The 23207-nt window shown below is 44.0% G+C and carries 16 protein-coding genes and 1 pseudogene; 4 read left to right on the plus strand and 13 right to left on the minus strand.

Annotation, left to right across the window (positions count from 1 at the left end; all coding sequences use genetic code 11):
* Positions 1-21: 21 nt before the first annotated feature.
* Genes FGL90_RS04245 through FGL90_RS04255 form a run of 3 tightly spaced genes read right to left on the minus strand, consistent with a single transcriptional unit; the run spans position 22 to position 2649 of the window.
* Positions 22-768 carry an amino acid ABC transporter ATP-binding protein gene (locus FGL90_RS04245; RefSeq protein WP_010619109.1) on the minus strand — a complete coding sequence of 249 codons (747 nt, stop codon included), beginning with the start codon at positions 766-768 and terminating at the stop codon, positions 22-24.
* Complete coding sequence (locus FGL90_RS04250) at positions 768-1478, minus strand: amino acid ABC transporter permease (RefSeq protein WP_010619108.1); 711 nt, start codon at positions 1476-1478, stop codon at positions 768-770. Before FGL90_RS04250 ends, FGL90_RS04245 begins: the two co-directional genes overlap by 1 nt.
* 19 nt (positions 1479-1497) lie before the next feature.
* Positions 1498-2649 carry a trans-sulfuration enzyme family protein gene (locus tag FGL90_RS04255; RefSeq protein ID WP_010619107.1) on the minus strand — a complete coding sequence of 384 codons (1152 nt, stop codon included), beginning with the start codon at positions 2647-2649 and terminating at the stop codon, positions 1498-1500.
* A 478-nt stretch (positions 2650-3127) separates the two neighbouring features.
* On the opposite strand from FGL90_RS04255, the gene FGL90_RS04260 reads away from it, so the two are divergent.
* The gene (locus tag FGL90_RS04260; protein WP_147657037.1) at positions 3128-6421 is read left to right on the plus strand and encodes a DEAD/DEAH box helicase; all 3294 of its coding nucleotides are present in this window, start codon (positions 3128-3130) and stop codon (positions 6419-6421) included.
* 63 nt (positions 6422-6484) lie between these two features.
* On the opposite strand, the gene FGL90_RS04265 is transcribed toward FGL90_RS04260, so the two are convergent.
* From FGL90_RS04265 to FGL90_RS04275, 3 genes are all read right to left on the minus strand, one after another.
* Entirely contained in the window at positions 6485-7528 is a 1044-nt protein-coding gene (locus tag FGL90_RS04265) for a PTS sugar transporter subunit IIC (protein WP_187240456.1), read from the minus strand.
* A gap of 52 nt (positions 7529-7580) precedes the next feature.
* A complete protein-coding gene (locus tag FGL90_RS04270; RefSeq protein WP_147657040.1) occupies positions 7581-8771 on the minus strand; it encodes an aminotransferase class I/II-fold pyridoxal phosphate-dependent enzyme in 1191 nt (396 codons plus the stop codon).
* Positions 8772-9088: 317 nt separating this feature from the next.
* Positions 9089-9694 carry a Vat family streptogramin A O-acetyltransferase gene (locus FGL90_RS04275; RefSeq protein ID WP_147657042.1) on the minus strand — a complete coding sequence of 202 codons (606 nt, stop codon included), beginning with the start codon at positions 9692-9694 and terminating at the stop codon, positions 9089-9091.
* A 293-nt stretch (positions 9695-9987) separates the two neighbouring features.
* Between FGL90_RS04275 and FGL90_RS04280 the strand changes: the two genes are divergently transcribed.
* Positions 9988-11334: an amino acid permease gene (locus tag FGL90_RS04280; protein WP_147657044.1), complete on the plus strand. Its 1347-nt coding sequence runs from the start codon at positions 9988-9990 to the stop codon at positions 11332-11334.
* Between the two features lie 65 nt (positions 11335-11399).
* On the opposite strand, the gene FGL90_RS04285 is transcribed toward FGL90_RS04280, so the two are convergent.
* The gene (locus FGL90_RS04285) at positions 11400-11861 is read right to left on the minus strand and encodes an effector binding domain-containing protein (RefSeq protein WP_056973806.1); all 462 of its coding nucleotides are present in this window, start codon (positions 11859-11861) and stop codon (positions 11400-11402) included.
* Positions 11862-11963: 102 nt separating this feature from the next.
* On the opposite strand from FGL90_RS04285, the gene FGL90_RS04290 reads away from it, so the two are divergent.
* Positions 11964-12308 (plus strand): WCX domain-containing protein, encoded by a 345-nt coding sequence (locus tag FGL90_RS04290; protein ID WP_010619100.1) that lies wholly within the window; start codon positions 11964-11966, stop codon positions 12306-12308.
* A gap of 68 nt (positions 12309-12376) precedes the next feature.
* On the opposite strand, the gene FGL90_RS04295 is transcribed toward FGL90_RS04290, so the two are convergent.
* The 6 genes from FGL90_RS04295 to FGL90_RS04320 all read right to left on the minus strand — a co-directional run bounded on the left by FGL90_RS04295 (position 12377) and on the right by FGL90_RS04320 (position 22926).
* Positions 12377-15334, minus strand: coding sequence for a MucBP domain-containing protein (locus FGL90_RS04295; RefSeq protein ID WP_147657046.1), 2958 nt, complete (start codon positions 15332-15334; stop codon positions 12377-12379).
* A 202-nt stretch (positions 15335-15536) separates the two neighbouring features.
* On the minus strand, positions 15537-16811 hold the full coding sequence (locus FGL90_RS04300) for a solute carrier family 23 protein (protein WP_147657048.1): 1275 nt from the start codon (positions 16809-16811) through the stop codon (positions 15537-15539).
* Positions 16812-17080: 269 nt separating this feature from the next.
* Positions 17081-17962: a methylenetetrahydrofolate reductase [NAD(P)H] gene (gene metF / locus FGL90_RS04305; RefSeq protein WP_147657050.1), complete on the minus strand. Its 882-nt coding sequence runs from the start codon at positions 17960-17962 to the stop codon at positions 17081-17083.
* Positions 17940-20219 (minus strand): 5-methyltetrahydropteroyltriglutamate--homocysteine S-methyltransferase, encoded by a 2280-nt coding sequence (metE, locus tag FGL90_RS04310; protein ID WP_147657052.1) that lies wholly within the window; start codon positions 20217-20219, stop codon positions 17940-17942. The genes metF and metE overlap by 23 nt, the downstream gene beginning before the upstream one ends.
* A 356-nt stretch (positions 20220-20575) precedes the next feature.
* Positions 20576-22417: an FAD/NAD(P)-binding protein gene (locus FGL90_RS04315; protein WP_147657054.1), complete on the minus strand. Its 1842-nt coding sequence runs from the start codon at positions 22415-22417 to the stop codon at positions 20576-20578.
* 59 nt (positions 22418-22476) lie between these two features.
* Positions 22477-22926, minus strand: coding sequence for a MerR family transcriptional regulator (locus FGL90_RS04320; RefSeq protein WP_010619093.1), 450 nt, complete (start codon positions 22924-22926; stop codon positions 22477-22479).
* Between the two features lie 107 nt (positions 22927-23033).
* Here FGL90_RS04320 and FGL90_RS04325 point away from each other — a divergent pair.
* Positions 23034-23147 (plus strand): annotated as a pseudogene (locus FGL90_RS04325) (aldehyde reductase); the annotation flags it as partial.
* Positions 23148-23207 lie beyond the last annotated feature (60 nt).

Here is a 23207-nt window from a genome sequence, read left to right on the forward strand (position 1 = left end):
CAAAAATAATTTTTGCTACTTTTACGCGATGCTTGAGAACGTCATTGCCGATACAAAATCTTTGATTCGTTTGTTTTCCGAGTTGAAGAATGGTTCCACTTCCCCGTCGTAAAGGATGCAGCCCTTTTCGATGAAAATGACCTTATCTGCCACCTGACGTGCAAACTCCAAATTATGCGTCACGATAATCATCGACTGCTTTTCCTTTGCAATCTGTAGAAGCACCTTGAGCACCTCGAGTTCCAGTTCAGGATCCAATGCACTAGTCGGTTCATCCAGTAAAATGTAGTCCGGATGCATCGCCAGTGACCGTGCAATGGCAACCCGTTGCGCCTGACCACCGGATAACTGGTTTGGATAGCTGTCAGCTTTGTCGCCAAGGCCCACCTTTTTGAGTAACTCTAAGGCTTCAATGCGAGCCTTATTTTTGTTCTGCTTTAAGACCTGAACCGGTCCCTCCATCACGTTTTTCAACACCGTCAAATGCGGAAATAGATTATATTCCTGAAAAACCATTTCCGTTTGGCGCCGGACGGAGAGAATGGTTTTGTTTGCAATTGGTTTGCTCAAATCAATGTTGATTTCATTAAACTCGTACTGGCCTGACTCCGGGCGTTCCAAAAAATTCAGTGATCGCAGTAACGTCGACTTTCCGGCTCCTGATGGGCCAACGAGAACGGTCGTCTGATTTTCAGGAAATTCTGTCGTAATGTCCGTTAAAGCCGACTGTTTGCTGAATGTTTTATTTAAACTGGTAAGCTTTAACATTAAACGTTTCCTCCTCCATTTGCTGAAATGTAACGGGACGTGACTTTTTCAAGGTAGCCTTGCAGCCACGAAAGCACGGTACAGAATATGGCGTAAATCAAGGCTACCAGGCTATACATAATTAACGGTTGGTAATTTTCGGCGGCAATTTGCTGGCTCACTTCGAACATTTCTACTATTGTAATGGACGCTGCCAACGATGTATCTTTCACCAACCCGATAAAACTGTTGGAAAGGGGTGGCAAAGAAACTCTTAATGCTTGCGGTAAAATGATGCGCCGTAACGCCTGGGCTCTGGTCATTCCGATTGAGTAAGCGGCTTCCCATTGCCCTTCCGGAATCGACAGGATGGAAGCTCGAATCGTTTCCGAACAGTAAGCACCCGTATTCAATGAAAAGGTGATAATCCCAGCGGTCATCGGTTCCAATTTGATTCCGTCTGGAAAAATTCCCTTAATTTTCAAATAGGGTAACCCAAAAAACACGATGAACAATTGAACTAGCAGTGGTGTGCTCCGGAATAACCAAACGTAGAATCTGAAAATGGCTTTAACAATGTAGAAGAACCCTTTTTGATTTGATAGGCGAACCAACGCCGTAATCAGCGCCAAAATGAGTCCCAGTACAAATGAAATCAGTGTTAACGGAATCGTATACTTCAACCCCGCTGCTAATAGCTGCGGGAATGAATTTGTAATTATTTGCCACATAAGTTTGTGTCATTCCTTTTTATTTAGATAATTGATCAAGTGATTGCGCTAAATCTTCAATTAAGTCGTTTGCATCTTCAATTCCGACTGAGAACCGCAGTAATTGTGGGGTAATACCCGCCTTCAACTGATCCTCTGGCGAAAGTTCTGCATGGGTCATCGTGGCTGGTAGCTCAATCAAACTTTCAACGGCACCAAGACTCACGGCGATGTGAATGAGTTGCAGGTGGTTCACAAACTGGATGGCGTCCAGATCATCCCGGAGTTCAAATGAAATCATGGCCCCGTATCCGCGAACTTCTGCGGTGGCAATTTCGTAATCTCTAGTTCCTGGAATGCCTGGGAAGTATACTTTTGCAACTTCATCGCGATCTTGTAAAAATTTAGCAAGTTTCAAGGCGTTTTCTTGATGACGATCCATCCGAACAGCAAGCGTCTGAATCCCACGGCGCAACAGTGTGATGTCTTGTGGTGATAAAATGCCGCCAATTGCGTTTTGCGCAAAGTAAATTTTTTCGGCTAAGTCTTTCGCCTTCGTGACAACCAACCCAGCAATGAGATCGGAATGTCCACCAAGATATTTGGTAGCGGAGTGAAGAACGATGTCAGCGCCCAAATCAAGTGGCTGTTGTAAGTATGGCGTCAAGAAAGTGTTATCAACAATCGTCAGCAGGCCATGCTTTTTGGCAACCGCTGAAATTTCTTTAACACTGGTCACTTGAAGGCGGGGATTCGTAAATGTTTCAAAGTAAATTGCTTTGGTGTCTGGTGTAATCGCAGCTTCAACTGCCGCTGGATCCTGCGTATCAACTTCCTTAAACTTTAGTTGCCAGCGTTTAAAGTACTCGTTAATGAGGCGGTAAGTTCCACCATAAATCTTGTCGCCCAAAATAATTTCATCGCCTGGTTTAAATTGGGATAGAACGGCATGAATGGCAGCCATTCCGGAAGCAAAGGCAAATCCGGCCTCACCATGTTCAAGTTGCGCAATCAGACTTTGGAGATTATCTCGCGTTGGGTTGCCAGAACGAGAATAATCGTATTGCACGTTACTTTCGGCATCTGGATAAGCGTACGTTGTTGCCGTATAAATTGGGGGGTTAATTGCCCCGTTTGCATCCTTAATCTGTTTGCTACTGCCGTGTACTAAATCTGTGTTAAAACTTGTCATTTGATCTTCACCATCCCTATTAGAATAAAAAAATCCGCCCCCACATATCGCTATGTAGGGACGGACGCACCGTGTTACCACCCATATTTATGTTAGTTTAAAGCCAACACCTCACTGGTACCTATTGATACCTGACAATATAACGGTTGTAACCGGCTAGTTAGCGTTAACTTTCTAGCAACAATTCGGAGCTCATCTTCGCGACCAAAACTAGTTCCCTTTCTCACCATCCGGGGTCTCTTTATCTACTTTTTGGTTGTTACTCTTCTCTTCAATGTGTTCACTTATTAAAATTCACTGTATAAATTAGAATTTAATGAAAGAATACACTCGTTTTTTAATCTTGTCAACATTCTATTGCAAACACAAAGATTTCAAAACATTTGGTCACTACCTTGTTACTTTCCCTCAGACTTTGGTACACTGAAGGATAGACCACAAATCAGTCAATCAACGAAGGCTCGGGGGCAACATTATTATGAAAGAACATAACATTCCAAAAAGATTCTGGGATCGTGGTGAAGCAATTGCCAAATCCGGAAAAGTAATTATCAATTCAATCGATCGAAATAACCACGTCATTGAAGCGACGGTTTACGGATCAACTCCCTATCACGTCACGCTTAGACAAAATGAATTAGAAGATGACTCCTGCACCTGTCCATTTTTTGATGGCAACGGTTTTTGTAAACACGTTGCTGCCGTCATCGAACTGCTTGAATCAGAAAATCGCCCATTAGAAACCCTGTTCGACGATATAGCAGATGCCAACGATCGTATTTCCAAAACGGATACGTCAATCGTCCAGGCCAGTGAAGCTGCTGACCGCTTCTTCAACATGCTCAAAGAACGCCGAAATAAAACCGTTGAAGCAGATCATAGCGGTGAAGAATTTTTGGATCAATTATCCTTACCTCGGCAGCAATATTTCCAACCAATTGCCGATGACGCATCAACACAACTCAAACTTGAAGTAACCCTATTTGTCGATAGTTTGGATCCATACTGGGATAATCCCAACGCCCAAAATCGACTGCTCATTCGGCTGCGAATCGCGTCAAAGGCCCAAAATCGGTTCTACATTATTAGTCGAATTCAAGAATTTTTAGAAGCCTACAAAATTGGGGGCGACCTGCACACTGCTGGTAAACAGGTTTTCCACATTAATAAGGAATCATTTTCAAGTCCAGATCAACAATTTCTGGATTACCTCTTACTCATGCAACCCGATATCGTCCCCGATGAACACCAAATTAATCGAAACCGCGACTTACTATTACCACCACTGTACGTCTCCCATTTGCTGGACCTAAGTCAATCATTACCCGACTTTCAATTCGTGTTAGACGACAAACACTACGATTTGATTGAGCAGGAAACTTTTGCACCAGATAATGGCCTCATTACCGCTGAAATTAAATCCGTTGCGGACGGTTATAATTTAAGCATTACGGTACAACCGCAAACCCAAGTCCAAGCGAACCTATTTGATATTTCGGGCAACGTTTTTTATTCAACAACGCCCCTCCAAATGACGTTACTATCGAACATTATCAGCACGTATAAATTATCACTTCAGCGCCATTCGATGCTCAAACTACCCGGCGAGCCACTCGAAAGAGCAGCCCTACATTTTTCAGCTGGACAGGTCGCCGAATTGAACCAATTTGTCGCTAACTTTAAGAAAATTGGTGAGATTACCGTCCCCGATGAATTAAAAACAGTTCAAATGGTGCCCCATTTTGATTTAAGTCATGCCGGTAATCAGCTCGATTTAGCACTCTCCTACGAATACGAATCAGGGCTGGTTGCTGAAGCGGATGCAGCTGAACTGCCCGAAGCATCCCGAAACTTGCAAATGGAACAACAGTCACAGCAATATCTCCGCCAGTTACAGTTCATTCCGGCCAATAATACTTGGTCCAAAGACTTTTCCAGTGGCGCAGCACTGTATCGTTTCTTTGCGCAAGAACTTCCCAATTTACGCCTAAACGGGGTGGTCACCGTCAGCGATGATCTAAACGATTTGGTCGCCGACGCATCAGACCTCGATTCCTCGGTCGCGGTCAGCGAAAATGGTGGCTTACTGGCCGTTGACTTCAACTTCAAGGGCATTGATGAACACGAAGTTGACCACATTTTAAATGAGCTGGATAAGAATCAGCCCTACATCACTCGGGAAGATGGGACAATTGTTTTAGTTGATGAATCGTTAAAGAAAATTAGTACCGCTCTCACCCAAGTTCGAAAATGGGCCAATCAACCCATTAAAAATGGGCAATTAACCGTCTCAAATACCCAAGCACTTGCCGTTCAGGCCGTGCTAGGTAAGGATGCCCATTTTGATGAAAAGTTTTTAAAACTTACGCAAAATTTAGCTCATCCGGAACTATTTGACGTTCAGCCCAGCCACAGGGTTCACGCAACTCTCCGTCCCTATCAAAAAGTCGGTGTTCAATGGCTAGAAATGTTGAATTCTTACCATTTTGGCGGGATTCTTGCTGACGATATGGGTCTTGGAAAAACGATTCAAATGATTGCCTTTTTGCTGAACCATTTGGATAAGGACAAGCCGAGTCTGATTATTTCACCCGCCTCCCTTATTTATAACTGGCAGGCTGAATTTGAAAAATTTGCACCAGAAATGATCGTTGAAGTTGTGGATGGTAGCAAATCCAACCGCGTCGCCGTGATTGAGCAGGGAGACGCTGACGTTCTCATCACCAGTTACAATAGCGCTCGCCTTGACGTTGCTGAGTATGAGCAACGCAAGATTAACTACTTGGTTCTTGATGAAGCGCAGTACGTTAAGAATTCAAGCACCAAAACGAACCAGAGCCTACAAAAGCTGAATCCAACGAACACGTTTGCCCTCTCTGGGACACCCATTGAAAATCGGATTGAGGAGCTTTGGGCCATTTTCCAGCTGGTCATGCCTGGCTTGCTCCCCAGCAAAAAAGAATTCAAAAAGTTAGATCCGCAAGAAATCGCCTTGCGCGTTAAACCGTTTATTTTACGACGGGAAAAGATGACCGTTCTAAAGGACATCCCTGCCAAGGTCGAATCCAATCTGACCAACGAGATGACCAAGGAGCAAAAGACCGTCTATCTAGCTCAACTCAAGCAAATGCAGGTTAAAATTCAAGGGATGTCGAGCGAGTCATTTGTTAAGAATAAAATTGCCATCTTGGCAGGACTTACTCGTCTCCGTCAAATTTGTGATACACCAGCGCTTTACCTGGATGATTATCAAGATAGCTCTGGCAAATTGGAACAGCTGACTGAGATTGTGAACCAAGCCATCGAAAACAATCGTCACGTGCTGATTTTCTCTCAATTTACCAGCATGCTGGACATCATTAAACAACGCTTAGATGCGGAACATCACGATAGCTTTATGCTTCAAGGAAATACCAAACCAAAGGATCGCCTCGCAATGGTGAACTCGTTTAATCAGGGGGATAAAAATCTTTTCCTCATCTCCCTAAAAGCGGGTGGTACTGGATTAAACTTAACCGGTGCCGACATGGTCATCCTGGTTGACCTTTGGTGGAATCCGGCGGTTGAGGATCAGGCGACCGCCCGAGCGCACCGAATCGGTCAGAAAAAAGAAGTCGACGTTTTCCGCCTCATCACTAACGGGACAATCGAAGAACAAATTTACAAACTGCAAGAAAAGAAGCGCAATTTTGTGGACCAAGTCCTTAGTGGCACCCAGAATAAGGGGTCGCTGACGGAGGATGAAGTTCGTTTGATATTGGGCATTGATTAGCTAAATAGACCAGCTCTCCGAATGGGAGGGCTGGTCTATTTTTGTTTCATGTGAAACAATTTTTTATGCGTAATTCAACTTAAAGTTATCCTCTTCGTAAAAGTGCAATTTATCTTCAAATACGTAATTGCTCAGGATTCCCAATCCAATTGGCAGGATTAAGACGAGCACCGTTACCAGCGTAATTGAACCAAGTGTCACTTGCCCCAACCCATTTAACGCAGCAATTGGTCCAATCAGACCAGAGAAACCGAATCCCGCACTCATCGTCGTTCCTTGAATGTTGAAAAGTGCGCCGAGTCCACCCAAGATTCCCGCATTAATAATAATTGGAATGATTAATTTTGGCCGAGACATAATGTTCGCCATTTGCATCTTGGGCGATCCTAAGAAATGGGCTAAAGACGTCCCCACTGAATTAACTTTCCAGCCGTAAACAGCCAAGGCAAATCCAGCAGCAACAATTCCTAAGTTGGCGGATCCAGCTGCAATGCCATTGATACTGATTGCCGCTGCAATTCCGACCGATGAAATGGGCGAAATAATTAAAAGTGAAAAGACAATTCCCAGCAAAACGCCCATGATAATGGGTTGTAACGTGGTCAATTGCATGACGCCTAACCCGATTAATTTGGTAATTTCGCTTACTGGACCCAAAGTTAACGTTCCGATACCGCCCGCAATCACGAGCACTAACGTTGGAATCAGTAAAATGGTGTACGCCTTAAGTCGTTGCCCCAATACCAAAATGACCGCGTAGCCAATCATAATGGTGATGGCAATATTGATAACATCGCCCGTCCCACTGGCGACAAACCCGTTGGCACCCGCCTTAAAGTTACCTGCCCCCATGACGGCGGCTAACGCAATTGACGTTGTTTGAATCGGCGAAAATTTGGCAAGCATCCCCACGCAAACCGCAGCAACCGCTGGCAACAAGACCATTGTGGCATTCGTCATCCCCATAATGGTTTCCCCGCCTGGAAAAACGGGTAACAAAGCCGTCAACAGTTGGTTAAGCAAGGCACTGGGAACCAGTGCCACGATAATCCCAATCGATAGTCCATTTAGCGTATTCATGACCACTTCTTTAGTTGTTTTTCCAATTGAATTTTGTGACTCACTTTTTGTTATTTCCATCCTACTCACTCCTATTAATTTATCGTCCCGCCGTTGGTAGCACCTGTTTTACAATGTAAGCTTGAATCCGTTCAATTGCTTTCGTCAAATCTTCAGTGCTGGCTGCATAGCTAATCCGCACGTAACCCTCACCGCCAGGGCCAAATGAAGCCCCCGGAATCACGGCCACTTTTGCTTGCTTAGCCAAGTCGTAGCAGAATGTCCAACTATCCTGATTTAGCGTTTCTGGAATTTTAGCAAATAGGTAGAAGGCCCCGTTTGGACTCGCACATTCAAAGCCAGCTTTAGCTAACCCAGCTAACAATAAGTCCCGGCGTTCTTGGTAGACCGCGCGCATTTTAACGCCATCATCCATCCCATTTTCAAAGGCCTCCTGGGCTGCGACCTGAGCATTGGTGGTTGCTGAAGTAATCGCAAACTGATGAACCTTACCAATTTCCATGATCACGTCGGCTGGTCCGCAAAGGAGCCCAATTCGCCAACCCGTCATTGCGTGGGATTTTGAGACCCCATTTAAGACGAGGGTTTGTTCCGGAAGCATCGTCCCCATTGACGCGTGCGTCCCCTCGTAAGTTAATTCACTGTATATTTCGTCGCTAAGGCAAAAGATATCGTATTGCGAAATGACGTCAGCAATTTTCTGAAGATCGTCATGCTTGTACGTCACACCAGTTGGATTGCTTGGAAAGTTGAGGACAACTGCCTTAACGGTTTCTTTATTCGCCTCGATTGCGGCCTGCAATTTTTCTGGAGAAAGGACAAATCCATCAGCCGATGTATCGACAAACACAACCTTGGCCCCATTTAGCATGGCAACCGGAATGTATAATGGGAAAATTGGCGTTGGGATAATCACCGTGTCGCCAGGATTTAAAATGGCGGTTAAAGCTGAATAAATCGCCTCGGTAGCCCCCGTGGTCACGAGCATTTGGGTTTCCGGATTGTAATCCAATTCATATTTTTGCTTCAAAAAGTTGGCAGCTGCTTTCCGAAGACCAATGATTCCACGAGAATTCGTGTAATGACTCTCATTATTCTCGATACTCCGAATTGCGGCTTGTTTGACGTGCTCTGGGGTGTTGAAATCCGGCTCTCCCAAAGTTAACTTGACGATGTCCGGAATGTTCGCAATTTCCTGATTAAACTTTAAAATTTCTGATGGTGCTAATGCGCTTAATTCCTTTTTCATGTGACCAATCAATCGACTCATATGCCATTCCTCCTGTAATATAAAAACCCCTTCCAGTCACGACAAATGACTGAAAAGGGTTCGCAGTTACGCTTATAGTCCCCCCGCACAGTCAGTTAACGTGATCTGTGCGGCCGGTTTTAATCAAAGCTAAAATGCTTTTGGCTCTCCACAAATCACACCCGGAAAAACCAAAAGTAATAACGACAATTATTCAGTTGAGTTTTTTCATTAAGTTTCATAAGTGAAAGCTCCCTTGAATTAAATGTTGCATTTATCATACCATTTTAATATTTTTAATCAAGCTCTAATTTATTTTAGTTGGCTTAATTAACGTTTCAATCTGCGCAACAGTAGGTGTTGCCAGTAATCCAATCGATTGGCTGATTCCACCATTTCAAAATTGCGAGTTTTTCAATCACTTCTTCGGAAAAGCGCTGTTTGATGGACTGTGCGGGATTGCCACCCACAATTGAGTACGCGGGAACATTCTTGGTAACGGTACTATTTGCGCCGATAATCGCACCATCCCCAATCGTGATGCCTGGCAAAACGGTCACGTTCTGCCCAAACCACACATCATTACCAACAATGGTATTCCCCTTCATCGACAGGTCGCTAAGTTCTGGCGTGTTGGCTTCCCAACCATTTGCCAGAATGTTAAATGGGTACGTCGAAATCCCTTTCATCACGTGGTTCGCCCCATTCATCACAAATTCAATGCCGCTTGCGATTGAACAAAACTTGCCAATGATCAGTTGATCCCCGAGGAACTCATAGTGATGCGTCACGTGGTCCTCAAAATGATCGGAATCTTCTGGGCTATCATAATACGTATAATCGCCAACCGTGATATTTGGTCGGGTAATTGTCGGTTTTACAAATGCTAACTCGCCAATTTTTGGATTAGGATGACGATCATTTGGATTTGGTCCCTGTGCCATAGTATCAGCTCCCATTTCGTATTTTCCCCATTATACCGTATAAACTTTTCCTTGACAGACTATTAAATTACGGTTAGAGTAAACACATATTTTAACCGTACGGATTAAATAAGAGAGATTAGTCACCGGCTGCAAGCTAATCACAAAAAATGGCGAACCACAAAATGTTTGGCCTCAATACCGGCTATAAAGGCAATCTAATTAATTGCGAATTAAGGATGGAACAGCGCTAAGGACGCTCCTAGTAGAAATACTAGGGGTGTCCTTTTTTATTTTAAACGGAGGTTATCAAAATGGAAGATAAACAGAAACTATCACGCTCACTCAAGAGCCGCCACATTCAAATGATTGCAATCGGTGGGGCAATCGGGACCGGTTTATTCCTGGGATCCGGGAGTGCCATTCGAGCAGCTGGTCCCTCAATCATCCTCGCATATCTCGTTGTTGGGATCTTTTGTTTCTTTCTCATGCGGGCAATCGGGGAGTTACTCCTCTCCGACACCAGTAAGTCGTCCTTCATCGATTTTGTGAAAGAGTACCTCGGTGACCGAGCCGAATTCATCACCGGTTGGACGTACTGGTCCTGCTGGATTAGTTTAGCAATGGCTGATTTAACGGCTACAGGAATCTACGTAAAGTACTGGTTCCCAGGCTTTCCACAGTGGCTAACTCCACTCATTATCATTTTATTATTATCACTCATTAACCTCGTGAACGTTGGGCTATTTGGAGAATTTGAATCATGGTTCTCCCTTATAAAAGTTGTCGCAATTATTGCGTTAATCGTGGTCGGGGTCGTTTTAGCAATCGGGCACTTTAAATTAGGTTCCACAACGACCGGTTTCTCAAACCTTGTCAGTCATGGTGGCTTCTTCCCAACAGAAATTTCTGGATTCTTGCTATCATTTCAAATGGTGGTCTTCGCTTTCGTTGGGATTGAAATGGTTGGGCTAACCGCTGGGGAAACTGCCAATCCCGAAGAAAATTTACCAAAAGCCATCAATAGTTTGCCAATCCGAATCGGGCTATTCTACGTTGGGTCAATGATTGCCATCATGAGTGTTTACCCATGGGACAAAATTACCACGACCTCTAGCCCCTTCGTTCAGGTCTTTTCTGGAATTGGGATTGCTGGTGCTGCTGGGATTCTAAACTTCGTCGTCCTAACCGCGGCCATGTCAGCAACGAATAGCGCCATCTTCAGTACCAGCCGGACACTGCACGCCTTGGCAACTGGGGGTAACGCGCCTAAACGGTACAGGGAACTGGATCGCCGTTCGGTACCTAGCAAAGCTTTAAACGTGTCATCCCTCTTCCTATTTATCATCGTTATCCTAAACTTCATCATGCCAGCAAAAGTCTTCACCCTCATTTCAGGGGTTTCAACCATTAACTTTGTCTTTGTGTGGGTGGTCTTGCTGTGGTGCCACATTAAATATCGGCAAAAGCACCCAAAGGGACACGCCAGCTTTACGATGCCAGGGTATCCGGTTACGGATTACCTCAGCCTCATCTTCTTCATTGGCGTTCTGATTTACCTATTCTTTGTGCCATCAACAAGAATCTCATTAATAATTTCAATTGTTTGGTTTATTGCCCTAGCAATCGTTTACCAGGTAGCGTATCGCAAACGATACTGAAAAGAACCCCTCACTTTGACCACTAAAGTGAAGGGTTCTCTTTGTTACAAGCACTATTATACTTCTTATTTAGCCACAATAGGTAGGTATATTTTAAACTTGCCCTTCCCTGAAATCAGGTTCGTGACGACTTCCAAATTATAGTTTCCGGCAACTGCGTAATCAATAGATTGAGCCAATTCGCCATATGCCGCACCAATCATTTGATCGATTTCGTTGCGATCCAATGATTTGAACTCAAACTTGGCATACTTCCCAGCTGGAATCGTAAATGACTCAGTGGGTGCGGCCATAACTCTAACGCCCACGAGGTAGTGCTGCTTCTCATCTTGATTGAAGTTGACAGCGTAAAAATCATCGTCCATTGCATCCTCAGTAACCTGATCCTGAATGTCCTTTAATTTACTGATGTAATCGGCTTTGACGACACTCATTTCGGAAATATCGTTAAATGACGCAGGTGTTGGTAGGGTCGTTTGAAATCCTGAGATAAGTTGTTCTGGTAATGTTTCGACTTTAAATGGCATATTAATCACTCCTGTTTTATAGTTGTTTACAAGATGGAGTATACTACTGGAAAGATGACAGCTGTCTGTCACCTATTAAAATTTAGGAGTAACTGATGAAAATTGGCGCGAATCATTTCGACCACGCTGTTAGAACGTCACTTCACACCTCGAGAAAACAAACCTCAGCCATTTGAACACTCGGGTGGTGGCCTGTTTCCCACCATTTCAATCGACATTGTCATCGACAAGTCGCTGCGGGATAAGTTGGTGGAACGCTATGGTCAAAGTACTCTAAACGACTACGATACCGAACATTATCGCGCCCAAATTACCATTCCATATCACGAATTTGGCTACCGGTACTTAACGAGTTTTGGCACTGGTTTGAGAATTCTGGGACCCGCTCCGTTCAAACAAGATTACCAAAATTATCTGCAAAAGTTGATTGACCTTAATCATGATTGAAACAGCTGCTCCTCACACCGCAAAAGGCACCCCTTCATTTTTTGGAGGGGTGCCTTTATTAGCTATTCTTATTCATGTTTTCGACGAATACCCAACATCCCCAGTAGCACACTGAACATGGCTAGTCCAAGGGCCAAGATTCCGGTTGAATTCGTTTCATCAGTTTGAGGCAAAATTGAAGCTTGTTGCACTTTCGTCGCTTTTACTGCTTTTACTGCTTTTGCGTTATTAATTTCTGTGGCATTGGTGTCTTTAGTCACTGGTTTGGCGCCATCCGTTGAGTCAATAATCGGATCATCTGGTGTTTCACCAGGTTGCTCCTCGCCTGGATTTGCTGGATCAGGCGTTGGCTCTGGAGTTGGCTCCGGTGTTGGTTCTGGAGTCGGTTCTGGTTCCGTCGTTGGTGGCGTCACAACTGGAGGTGTTACCTCACCGCCGCCACCCGGTGTCTCAGGAACAAGTACATAAACTAAGGTAATATCGCGGTGGTCGCCCGTGTACAGGCCTTCAAGTGGTGCTGAATTAGACGTGACCGTCTTGAAGGTGTAGGTTTTTCCGTCGACAGTGATGGTTTGGTCTGGCGTAACTTTGTAGGCACTACCGCTATTACCGGTTAAAGTAACGTCTGGCAGAAGCACATTCCCATCAGCATCAATGAAATGTTCGGTTATCGTTCCTTGACTAATTTCGTAATTAAACTGAATTGTATTATTGTCCTTAACCAACGTAATGGTTGCTGAGTCCGAATCAATTAAGTTATAAATAACCCCATTTTTGGTAATCGTAGCTGGTGCCGTCGCCGTATATTGATCACCCACGTTACCGGTATCAGACTTAAAATCTAATAATTTGTCGGTCCCTTTTTCAACATATTTGATATTAATGGCCGTTTTGGTAATCACATCATATATGACTTTTACCTGCAGATTCTCGTCACCAAATGGAATCGTCTTTGCTGCTGGATCTAGCGTCGTCCAATTAACACCATCGGTAGAAACCTGAATTGAATTAAACTTATATTCAGGAAATTCTAACAGGACATTACTTACTGGAAATGGCGTGGTTGGATTTCCGGTTGCCGTTCCAGTGAGCGGGTTCCCTGACCCATCTAAAATTGGTTTTTGAGTCCCATCTGTATCATTGTAAACAAATGACACATTTATTTTGGAATCTTTAACAAAGATAAGTGTCATGTTCCGCGCAGTATCCGTATACGTTCCGGTCGTGTTAACTTTATTAGCCAGCCCATTATTTGCAAGATAGTCCGAGTAAAGGCCGGTTCCATCTAGAATAATATAGGAGTACTTATATCCTTTACCAATGATGTTGCTGAACTGGGTCATCACGTTTGTATTTGAATTTAAATCAAATTGAGTATTCACGTCACCCGCCAATACTGAAGTCGGCGATAAGTTTAATTGCGACATATCAGACTTCAAGTAGGCGTAGTCCACAATGACATTTCCGACATTTTCTTTAAATAAATATGGCTGAATAATCCAACCGTTATAATCACTGTTGGGATCCTTCCACAATGTCGAAAAGTTGCCGTACATTGTTGTGCTATCTGGTAATAGGTTAAACCACGATAACGTAATTGGATCAACGTTTCCACCTGAAGATGTGCTTGGATAGAGTTTGGGATACTCTAGGTTATTTTTATTATCAAAGGCAGTAATTGGTAAATTATTTGCCAATAAATCCTTGATAATGAAAGATGGTGTTTCATACGCTGTCGTTCCCGTTCTTAAAGTAATGGGTTGAAGCAAAATATGTTGCTGAATAAATCCCTTCGATAAATCCAAAGCAGGATTAGTGTCACTTTGTAGCGCTGATAAATCAGCAATTTGATTGTAGGAAAGGTTCAACGTGGTCAGATTTGGTTTATTACCAAGCGCCGTAACGTCATTAATAACAAAGAAATTAATGATGACTGAGCTTAATTTGTTTAAATTCTTTAAAGCACCAATGTCCCATAAATTACCATTCATAAATGCATCTTTAAAGATTGTTTGGCTCACTGATAAATTTGGAACCATGTAAATTTCTTTCAAATTGGTCGCATACTGCAATCCTTCCATACTAGCCATGGACATTAAAGCCATGTAATATTGGAGGCCAGAGCCTGAGGTTGATTGTGAACCTTCAGTCACATAAATTTTAGTGACATTTGCTAAACTATTTTTCGTAAAATTATCTCTAAACAAAGTAATCGTACTATATTGCGCTCTGAAATTGGTATACCAAAGGAAGTATTGAAACGCATAGTCTGGCATCCATTCATCAATATAGTATGCCTGTCCCGCCGTATCGACACCTTTGGCATCCATAGCAATAGCTGCCGCATAAGCCGCACCCTTCCAGGCATGTGCTCCCTGAACCTGGGTTAGGTCTCGATGAACATAGGTGTAGTGCAGATCTGTATTTTTGGGCACGTTAAACGAAGCCGTCGCATCCACAACATTGGTCAAATCGTCTGGCGATACTGCAGCTGTTGCGTCAGACCTCGTAATAACTTGATTCGTGCCAGTATCAACATATGCTTGCTTTGCAGTTTCTTTTACTTCATTAACTTGAGCGTCACTTGCATTGCCTAAGTCCTGTTTAACCGCTTCATTTGACTGTTCGGCGGTTGAAGGCGCTTTGGCTGATGGTTCAGAATTCGTGACATCTTCCTCAACCGGTTGAGTTTTAGGGGTAGCTGCTGGTTCGGGATTCGTGACATCCGCATCAGCCGCTTCAGTTTCAGTGGTGACTGCTGCTTTCGGTGTTTCCAAAGCAACCTCTTTTTGCTGTAACTGCTCCCCATCAGAATCTGCAACAGATTCCGATGTTTGCGCGACATCAACATTATCTACTGTATCAGCCTTAACTAAGTTAGTTGAACCCGCAAAAAAGAGAAGCCCACCAAATAAAATGGTCGTCCCTGCAGTAACCCAAAATTTTCCTGACTTATACTCTTTATAGCGTGATTGTCGTTCTGTCACCCGCCGGCTCTTTTGTTGCTGATTATTTTTTCCTAACATGTTGAACTCCCCTCCAACGATGTTTGCCTGCCCCAATCCTACCTGTTCAATGGTATTCCCCTTAACACCAAGCTAAAATGAAAGCGTTTACGCTCCTTGGTACTGGAATCTTAACATGTTTTTTAAACGATAGATATTAATATGTCCGATATTACGCTAAAAAGACCCGTCTAATTAGACGGGTCTTTTTGGCGAGTTCAAGCTATTCCGTTGCCGCCTCTTGCGGTAAAATTAAGTTTAAAACAATTCCCAAAATCGTGGCTAACGCAACGCCCGTAAACTGGAATTTTCCAAGCTGTAGATAGGCGTTACCGACACCAATAATCATGACGGTTGAGGCAATCATCAAGTTTCGTTTCTTATTCATATCGACTTTATGATCCGTCATGACGGTAATCCCGGCTGACGCAATGGTTCCGAACAACAAGAAACTAATTCCGCCAATAACTGGTAGTGGCATTGCCATGATAATCGCATTCAGTTTTGAAACAAACGAGAACAGGATGGCAAATCCAGCAGCTCCCATCAAAACATAAACGCTGTGGACTTTGGTGATGGCCATGACGCCGATGTTTTCACCGTAACTGGTCATCGCTGGAGCCCCAACTAATCCGGCAAATATTGAAGCCGCACCATCGCCGGCTAGTGTGCGATGTAACCCAGGATCTAAGAAGAAGTCTCGTTTGGTCAAATTGTTCAACACCATGATGTGCCCCATGTGTTCGGTCATCGTCACGAATGCAATTGGGGCAATCGTAATGATTGCCGACCATTCAAAATGGAAATGATAAGTTAACCCCGGAATTTGAAATGCAGGCAGCTTAAACCATGGTGCAATTGCGATACTATGAACGTCCACAATCCCCAATGCAAGGGAAATCAAGTAGCCACACACAATTGCCAGTAGCACGGGAATGAGGCCCATGAACCCTTTGAAAAACATGTTGAAGCAAATTGCGAGTAACAACGTTGCCATTGCGACTAAGAAATATTCTAGGTTATAAGTGCCATTTTTCATCATCGCATCAGTTGCCGCAGACCCTGCCAGTGAAAGGCCAATCACCATCACAACCGGTCCCACAACGATGGGTGGTAAAATTTTGTCAATCCAATCCGACCCAACTAGTCCAATAATCAGTGCAACAATTAGGTAGACAACCCCAACTGCCACCACGCCTTGCCCGATTCCAGGATAGCCAGTCGTTTTCATCAACGCCAGCATCGGCGTAATAAAGGCAAAACTGGATCCCATATACGCGGGTATTTTCCGCTGGGTAATCATAATATGTAGTAACGTTCCGACTCCTGAAGCAAATAGTGCAATTGAAGGACTCAATCCGACAAGCAATGGCACAATTACCGTACTGCCAAACATCGAAAACATGTGTTGCAGTGACAACCCGACCCAAGCCCAAAATTTAGGCTTATCGTGAATATCTAATACCGCGTCATTATCATGGAATTCTGGTTCCTTCATGTATAAAGTCCTCCTTGGATTAACAAGTTCGGATAAGTTGATCTCGTAAAGTCAAATTAAGGATTTTTCCACTTTTATATCAAGTTTCAAAAAGCAGAATCCAACGCTTTTTTCGCTCTTAAAAATAAAAATGCACCCGCAGTCCGCAGACTACAAGTGCTTAGAGTTCACGCCTATTGCGCGAACCACCGAACTCCTTGCTAGCCTCACGGACCAACTTAAAGGAACTTATTTAATTGTTATTATCATACGCATCCCCATTTGAAATGTCAAACAGGTTTCGTCGTCGATGCTTCAAACAGCGTCTTCGTTGCCGCCCAAATCCGTTGCGCCACCTGACTGTGGTTCATCGTATATAAATGAACACCATCAACACCGTGGGCCACTAAATCCACAATTTGATCAATCGCGTAAGCAATTCCCGCATCACGCATCGCTTCTGGATTATCGACATACCGGTTCATAATCGTTAAAAACTTTTCGGGCAGCGGTGTCCCAGAAATATCCGCTATTCGCGCAATTTGTTTCTGATTCGTTACTGGCATAATTCCGGCTTCAATGGGAACGATGATGTCAGCTTGCCGAGCCTGCTTCGTAAAATCGTAGAAACACTGATTATCGAAAAACAATTGGGAAATCAGGTGTTCAGTCCCACAATCAACCTTTTGCTTGAGAAACCGAATATCGGTCGCGATGTCTTTAGCCTCCTGATGGCATTGCGGATAGCAGGCGCCGATAACATCGAAATCCCCATTTTGCTTGATGAATTTCACCAAGTCGTCTGCATGGTCAAAGTCGCCAACCGGCTCATGGCCAGGTACGCGATCCCCACGTAAAGCCATGATATTGGTGACATGATGTGCGGCAAACTGGTCCAATAATCCTTGAACGTCTTTCTTTGACTGATAGAGTCCCGGAATATGGGCCACAGCTGGAATATGAAGGTCATTTTGAATTAAGCCTGCTATTTCAACCGTTGAGTCCCGCTTGCCAGTACCGCCAGCCCCAAGTGTCACCGAAATGAAATCCGGATGGATGTCCTCAAGCTCCTCTAGGGTTTGCTTAATTTTGACGAGGGGCGTTTTGCCATGGGGTGGAAACACCTCAAACGAAAAAACCGTTTTCTGTTTAAAGACTTCCGTTAGTTTCATAAACCTGGCTCCTTACCTTTTTGGCCGCATTCACCATGTTCGTGACTGCCTCAAACGCCTCGGTTTCAGACCGCGTCTTCAAGCCACAATCAGGGTTAATCCAGACCTTCGAAACTGGTAATTTAGCAATGATTTTATTAATAATTGTTTCGAGTTCGTCAACACTTGGAATTCGTGGTGAATGAATATCGTAAACGCCAGGTCCGACCTCCGTTTGGAAATCAGCCGCAACCAACTGGTCAATGAGCGACAAATCAGAACGGGACGCTTCAAATGAAATCACATCGGCATCCAAATTGTCGATTGCTTGGATAATGTCGCCAAACTCGCTATAGCACATGTGCGTGTGAATTTGGGTTTGTGGTTTCACGCCACTGTGAACGAGGCGGAACGCTGGAACTGCCCAATCGAGGTACCGTTTGTACCAATCCGTTTTTCGAAGTGGTAGGTTTTCGCGCAAGGCTGGTTCATCAATTTGAATGATTTTAATATCATGGGCTTCAAGGTCTTGGACTTCATCTCGAATCGCGAGCGCAATCTGCGTCACAGACTCTTCGGGGGTGATGTCTTCACGAGGGAATGACCAGTTGAAAATGGTCACAGGACCCGTCAGCATTCCCTTAACCAATTTGTCAGTTAAGTTCTTGGCGTAAACAGTTGTCTCAACGGTGATTGGCGCGTTACGACTCACATCGCCCCAGATAATTGGTGGCTTAACGCCCCGAGTTCCATAGGATTGGACCCAGCCATTTTGAGTGAAGACGAAACCATCCAGTTTTTCACCAAAGTATTCCACCATGTCGTTGCGTTCGTACTCGCCATGCACAAGTACATCCACGCCAGCTTTTTCCTGGAATTCAATGACCCGCTTAATCTTATCGCGATTGAATTGGTCGTATTCTTCCTGCGTGATTTCACCCTTGCGAAGCTTAGAACGATTTTGACGAACGTCCTTGGTCTGTGGGAATGAGCCGATGGTTGTCGTTGGTAATGCAGGCAACTCAAACTCATCCTGCTGAATCGTTTCCCGTTCAGCTCGTGCTGGCAAACGGGTGTAATCGACATCGGTCAATTGATTAACTCGTTCCGTAACTGCTGCACTCTTGGGATGTTGAATAGTGCTAAAGAGGTCGGTATTTTTAGCCAGACCACCTTGGTCTTCGCCGTTCAAAATTTGATCCAGTTCCTTAATTTCCGTTAGTTTTTCATAAGCAAATGCCAAATGTTGTTGCACCGTTTCAGGTAAATTTGTTTCTAACGCTGCGTCATATGGCACGTGTTGTAGGGAACATGAAGAGCTGAGCACAATCGGTCCCTTAACGTTTAGTGAGTGCAGAGTATCAATTGTTGTCGCATAATGATTCCGCCAAATATTTTTACCGTTCACAACGCCGGCAAATAAAACTTTATCTTCAGGAAATCCGAATTTTTTAACTAAGGCAATGTTCTGATCCGTTTCCACAAAATCCAACCCAATACCATCAAATGGCAATTTGATCACATCTTCGTAAACATCGCGAATGTCGCCAAAGTAGTTTTGGAGAAGCACCTTAACGTTACCCTTAGCCGGCAGAAGCTCACCATAGATGCTTAGGAACAAGGCCTTGTCATCAGCGGTTAAATTAAAATCGAGCGCTGGTTCGTCCAATTGCAACCACTCAACTTTTTGCTGACCTAATTTAGCCAGAATAGCTTTGTAGGCAGAAATCGTTGCTGGGGCAAAATCTGCCGCTTGTTTGTTGCCAATAAACCGACTCAATTTGAGTAACGTAAAGGGACCCACAATGGCGGCTTTAGGCGAAATTCCTTGCGCTTTGGCTTCATTAATTTCATCAAATAGTTTTGTTCCGACCAATTTAACATCCGTTTGATCATCAAATTCGGGAACGATGTAATGATAGTTTGTGTTGAACCACTTCTTCATTGGTAACGCCTTAACAGATTCTGTGTCACTTTGGTAACCGCGGGCTAGTGAGAAATATTCATCCAATGCAGATAGCCCGAGAGCTCGATAGCGAGCGGGCACTACGTTGAGAGCAAATGCTGCATCCAAAGTGGTGTCAAAAAGTGAGAAGTCCCCAACTGGAATTAAATCAATGTCGGCGTCTTGCTGCTTTTGCCAATGTTGTGCTCTTAAATTTTTGGCGGCCGTCAGTAACGCTTCCTTGGTTGCCCGTTTCTTCCAGTAATGTTCCGTTGCAAATTTTAATTCTCGATGTTCACCAATTCTTGGAAATCCAATAATACTCGTTGTCATAAAACATCCTCCAATATCATTTAAACTTAATTTATCAACACAAAAAGGTGGTACCCGATTACACAGTCTCGGAAATAATTCCGAGGACGCGTAACCGTGGTACCACCTCATTTTTCGCTAATTTCGCAATTAACGACTCAGCTAGTCTCAAAAAGAAACTAGTGCCGTGTATCGCCGGCAGTCGGTGGATTGGCGTTAACCGCACCACAGCTCTGAGCTCATCTTCGTCGCTGCCTTGAATCCTCGCTTCCACTAACCCGAGGTCTCTGAAATTCAATGCAACAACTACTCTTCTCATCAATGCTTACTTTTTAAATTAGATTTTGATGAGATTATAATCTCTTTTATTAGGACTGTCAAATGGAATTCTGAGTTAGCTGTTCCGCAATTGCATCCCCTTGCCGAAAAGTCACATCATTCGTCAGTGGGCGGGGGCTTGCCGTCGTAAACCATTGCTTTCCCTCAGTGGGAACACCCCAAAAGAAAAGCTGTGGATTTCGTTTACCATTCACCAATAGTTGCTGCGTTTGAACGTCAACGTCTATCGCACCCGTTTTAAATTTTGCGCCGTTAGAAAGGCGCAGCTCATGGGCTTGTGCCAACTGATTCCCGACCAGCTGTTGAAGTAGAAAGTTTTGGCTTTGATCCGCCTTAATTGACGGTAATCGGCCCTCCAACAAGTAGGTTGAGCGAACCTTTCGTTCTGGCTGCGCTTTAGACCAGGTGACAAATGAACCCGTTTCGTCGTCAGTCTCAACGACCATGTTTGGTCCCAAAATTTTGACAGTGCCCGCAATCACCAAGGCTCTCAGCTCTTCGATTCGGTTTTCCGGTGGACCCACTGCCAAATGGGAATTTTCATAGTTAAATTGACCCAAAAAGTCATTCCGGTAATCGTCAGGATCCAGTAACTGCAGATTCACAACTTTACGAAAGACGTCCCGAATATCCCGGAACACTTCGAACGCTGATGTCAGCGGGCCGGTCTTGGTTCCCTTATTGGCTTCATCGGCATCTCGTTTCAAATAGTCGGTAATTCCACCGGTTTTAATCATTGGATGAACGGTCCGATCCCAATCGAAGTAGTCCGATTCTGCAATGTCAGATTGCTGAACAACCATTTCGGGATCAGCTGATTTCCTAAATTCATCGAGAAAGTTATCGACGTTAATCGTTGGGTAGCTTTGCTCAATTAGCCGTTCATAGTAAACGTACTCCACTTCATGATGAACCGTTTGGATGAATTCACGACCTGATATTTTGCCTTGCGCCTTTGCTGCTGCGAACCATTCAGCAGTGAAAAAGTGCGGTTGCGTTCTTTCGCCAACTTTTTTCTCATTGCGCCCCTTTGCCCTAAGCGGCACACCCAGTCTCGATCCCGCTACAATCACCGGCTCATTGCCAGAAGGCTGGTAAACCAGATCTCCTTTATCATCGCGAGTAAATGTTCCACCCCGGCCAATCGTTAGCATGGCCATCGCATCAAAAAAGCTGAGTCCCAAGCCACGAATCACGATTGTTTGGCCGGCAGCGAGTTCTTGGAAGGCGTACTCTTGCGGTTGCATTGGATAGATATAGTTGATGTGCTGCTTAACTGCAAACTGGCGAAGATTAGCCTGTTCCGCAGTTGGCTTATTTTCACTGTGCCCTAATGCCATCACAACTTTGTCAACGGGTAACATATGATTACTGCACTTAATCAAATACTGATTCGTATCCGCTGAAGGCTGAACGGCGACCACTTCTTCCGTAATGATTTTTAAGGTCGTGTCAGCCGTTTTCCGGGATTGTAAGTAGTCGTAAAACCAGTTTAAATAGACACCAAACATGCCACGGGTTGCGTAGCCATTTTCAGTTAGCGGGGAAATCTCTGCTAATAATGACTGACTCATTGAAAAGTGATTTTCTTTAATATAGGCTTCCCCTGCCGTTTTAATCCATTCATACAAATTGGGACCAGGGACGATTGGCCCCTCAATCTCGTTTGTTTCATCCGTGAACATCGAAATTTGACTCGGATTCGTGTTCATAATTAAATCCGGAGATTGATTAGGCTGCCAAACGCGACCGCCAATTCCAAATGGATCAATCAAGGTAATCGTTAACTGTTCAAATTTATGCTGCTCTCTTTGTCGTTCAATTAATCGTTCGGCCACGACCAATCCACGTGGCCCTGCTCCAATAAGTCCTATTTCCATGGCTGCTTCTCCATTTCATCTATTCTAGCGCCATTTGTTTCACGTGAAACAAAATTAAATCATGATTTATTAGTGATCTTATAGGGATTCTCTAAATGATTCTGCTCTTTTTCTCTTGATGCAAATTGAATTTCCCGGCTAACCTGTTCAAATGAATCATCAGCCTCATACATTTCCAATTTGTAATCGATCTCACGTAAATTATCCGCAATCTTTTGCTGCTTCGTCAATACTTCTGCTCGATGCTCGGATAATAACTGTTGTCGATGGGCGATTGTCGTTGGTCCCGCCATAATGTCATTCACATACTCACGAATATCATTAATTTTCATGCCGGTGTCTTTCAAACAGCAAATTGTGTGAATAATATTGAGGTCCCCATCCGTAAATTCTCGATAGCCAACTTGGTTTCTAGCAACAAACGGCAACAATCCTTGCTTGTCATAAAACCTTAGCGTATAGATGGATAACCCAACTTTTTCTGAAACTTCTTTAATCGAATACGTCATATCGTTCACCTATTTTATTTTTGGCTTTCCCTAGAGTATTATCTAGGGTTTATCATCATTATCATAAATTAAACGTCACACGTTTTCAACTATATAGGAGGTTTATGATGAACAAAAAAGTTTTAGTTACCGGTGGCAATGGGTTTCTAGCATTGCACATTATCGCAGCTCTTTTACCCTTAGGCTATGAAGTTCGGACAGCACTCCGTTCACTGAACAAGCTGCCGATTTGTTAGATTGGCAACCCGTTCATCGCAATGAAGAAATTGTGTTGGCAACGG

It is taken from the genome of Secundilactobacillus malefermentans, from assembly GCF_008033155.1.
GTDB lineage: Bacteria > Bacillota > Bacilli > Lactobacillales > Lactobacillaceae > Secundilactobacillus > Secundilactobacillus malefermentans.

Excerpts from the sequence above, each read along its gene's own strand:
- FGL90_RS04245 (WP_010619109.1), bottom strand. The coding sequence starts at position 768 with ATGTTAAAGCTTACCAGTTTAAATAAAACATTCAGCAAACAGTCGGCT.
- FGL90_RS04250 (WP_010619108.1), bottom strand. The coding sequence starts at position 1,478 with ATGTGGCAAATAATTACAAATTCATTCCCGCAGCTATTAGCAGCGGGG.
- FGL90_RS04255 (WP_010619107.1), bottom strand. The coding sequence starts at position 2,649 with ATGACAAGTTTTAACACAGATTTAGTACACGGCAGTAGCAAACAGATT.
- FGL90_RS04260 (WP_147657037.1), top strand. The coding sequence starts at position 3,128 with ATGAAAGAACATAACATTCCAAAAAGATTCTGGGATCGTGGTGAAGCA.
- FGL90_RS04270 (WP_147657040.1), bottom strand. The coding sequence starts at position 8,771 with ATGAGTCGATTGATTGGTCACATGAAAAAGGAATTAAGCGCATTAGCA.
- FGL90_RS04275 (WP_147657042.1), bottom strand. The coding sequence starts at position 9,694 with ATGGCACAGGGACCAAATCCAAATGATCGTCATCCTAATCCAAAAATT.
- FGL90_RS04280 (WP_147657044.1), top strand. The coding sequence starts at position 9,988 with ATGGAAGATAAACAGAAACTATCACGCTCACTCAAGAGCCGCCACATT.
- FGL90_RS04285 (WP_056973806.1), bottom strand. The coding sequence starts at position 11,861 with ATGCCATTTAAAGTCGAAACATTACCAGAACAACTTATCTCAGGATTT.
- FGL90_RS04295 (WP_147657046.1), bottom strand. The coding sequence starts at position 15,334 with ATGTTAGGAAAAAATAATCAGCAACAAAAGAGCCGGCGGGTGACAGAA.
- FGL90_RS04300 (WP_147657048.1), bottom strand. The coding sequence starts at position 16,811 with ATGAAGGAACCAGAATTCCATGATAATGACGCGGTATTAGATATTCAC.
- metF (WP_147657050.1), bottom strand. The coding sequence starts at position 17,962 with ATGAAACTAACGGAAGTCTTTAAACAGAAAACGGTTTTTTCGTTTGAG.
- metE (WP_147657052.1), bottom strand. The coding sequence starts at position 20,219 with ATGACAACGAGTATTATTGGATTTCCAAGAATTGGTGAACATCGAGAA.
- FGL90_RS04315 (WP_147657054.1), bottom strand. The coding sequence starts at position 22,417 with ATGGAAATAGGACTTATTGGAGCAGGGCCACGTGGATTGGTCGTGGCC.
- FGL90_RS04320 (WP_010619093.1), bottom strand. The coding sequence starts at position 22,926 with ATGACGTATTCGATTAAAGAAGTTTCAGAAAAAGTTGGGTTATCCATC.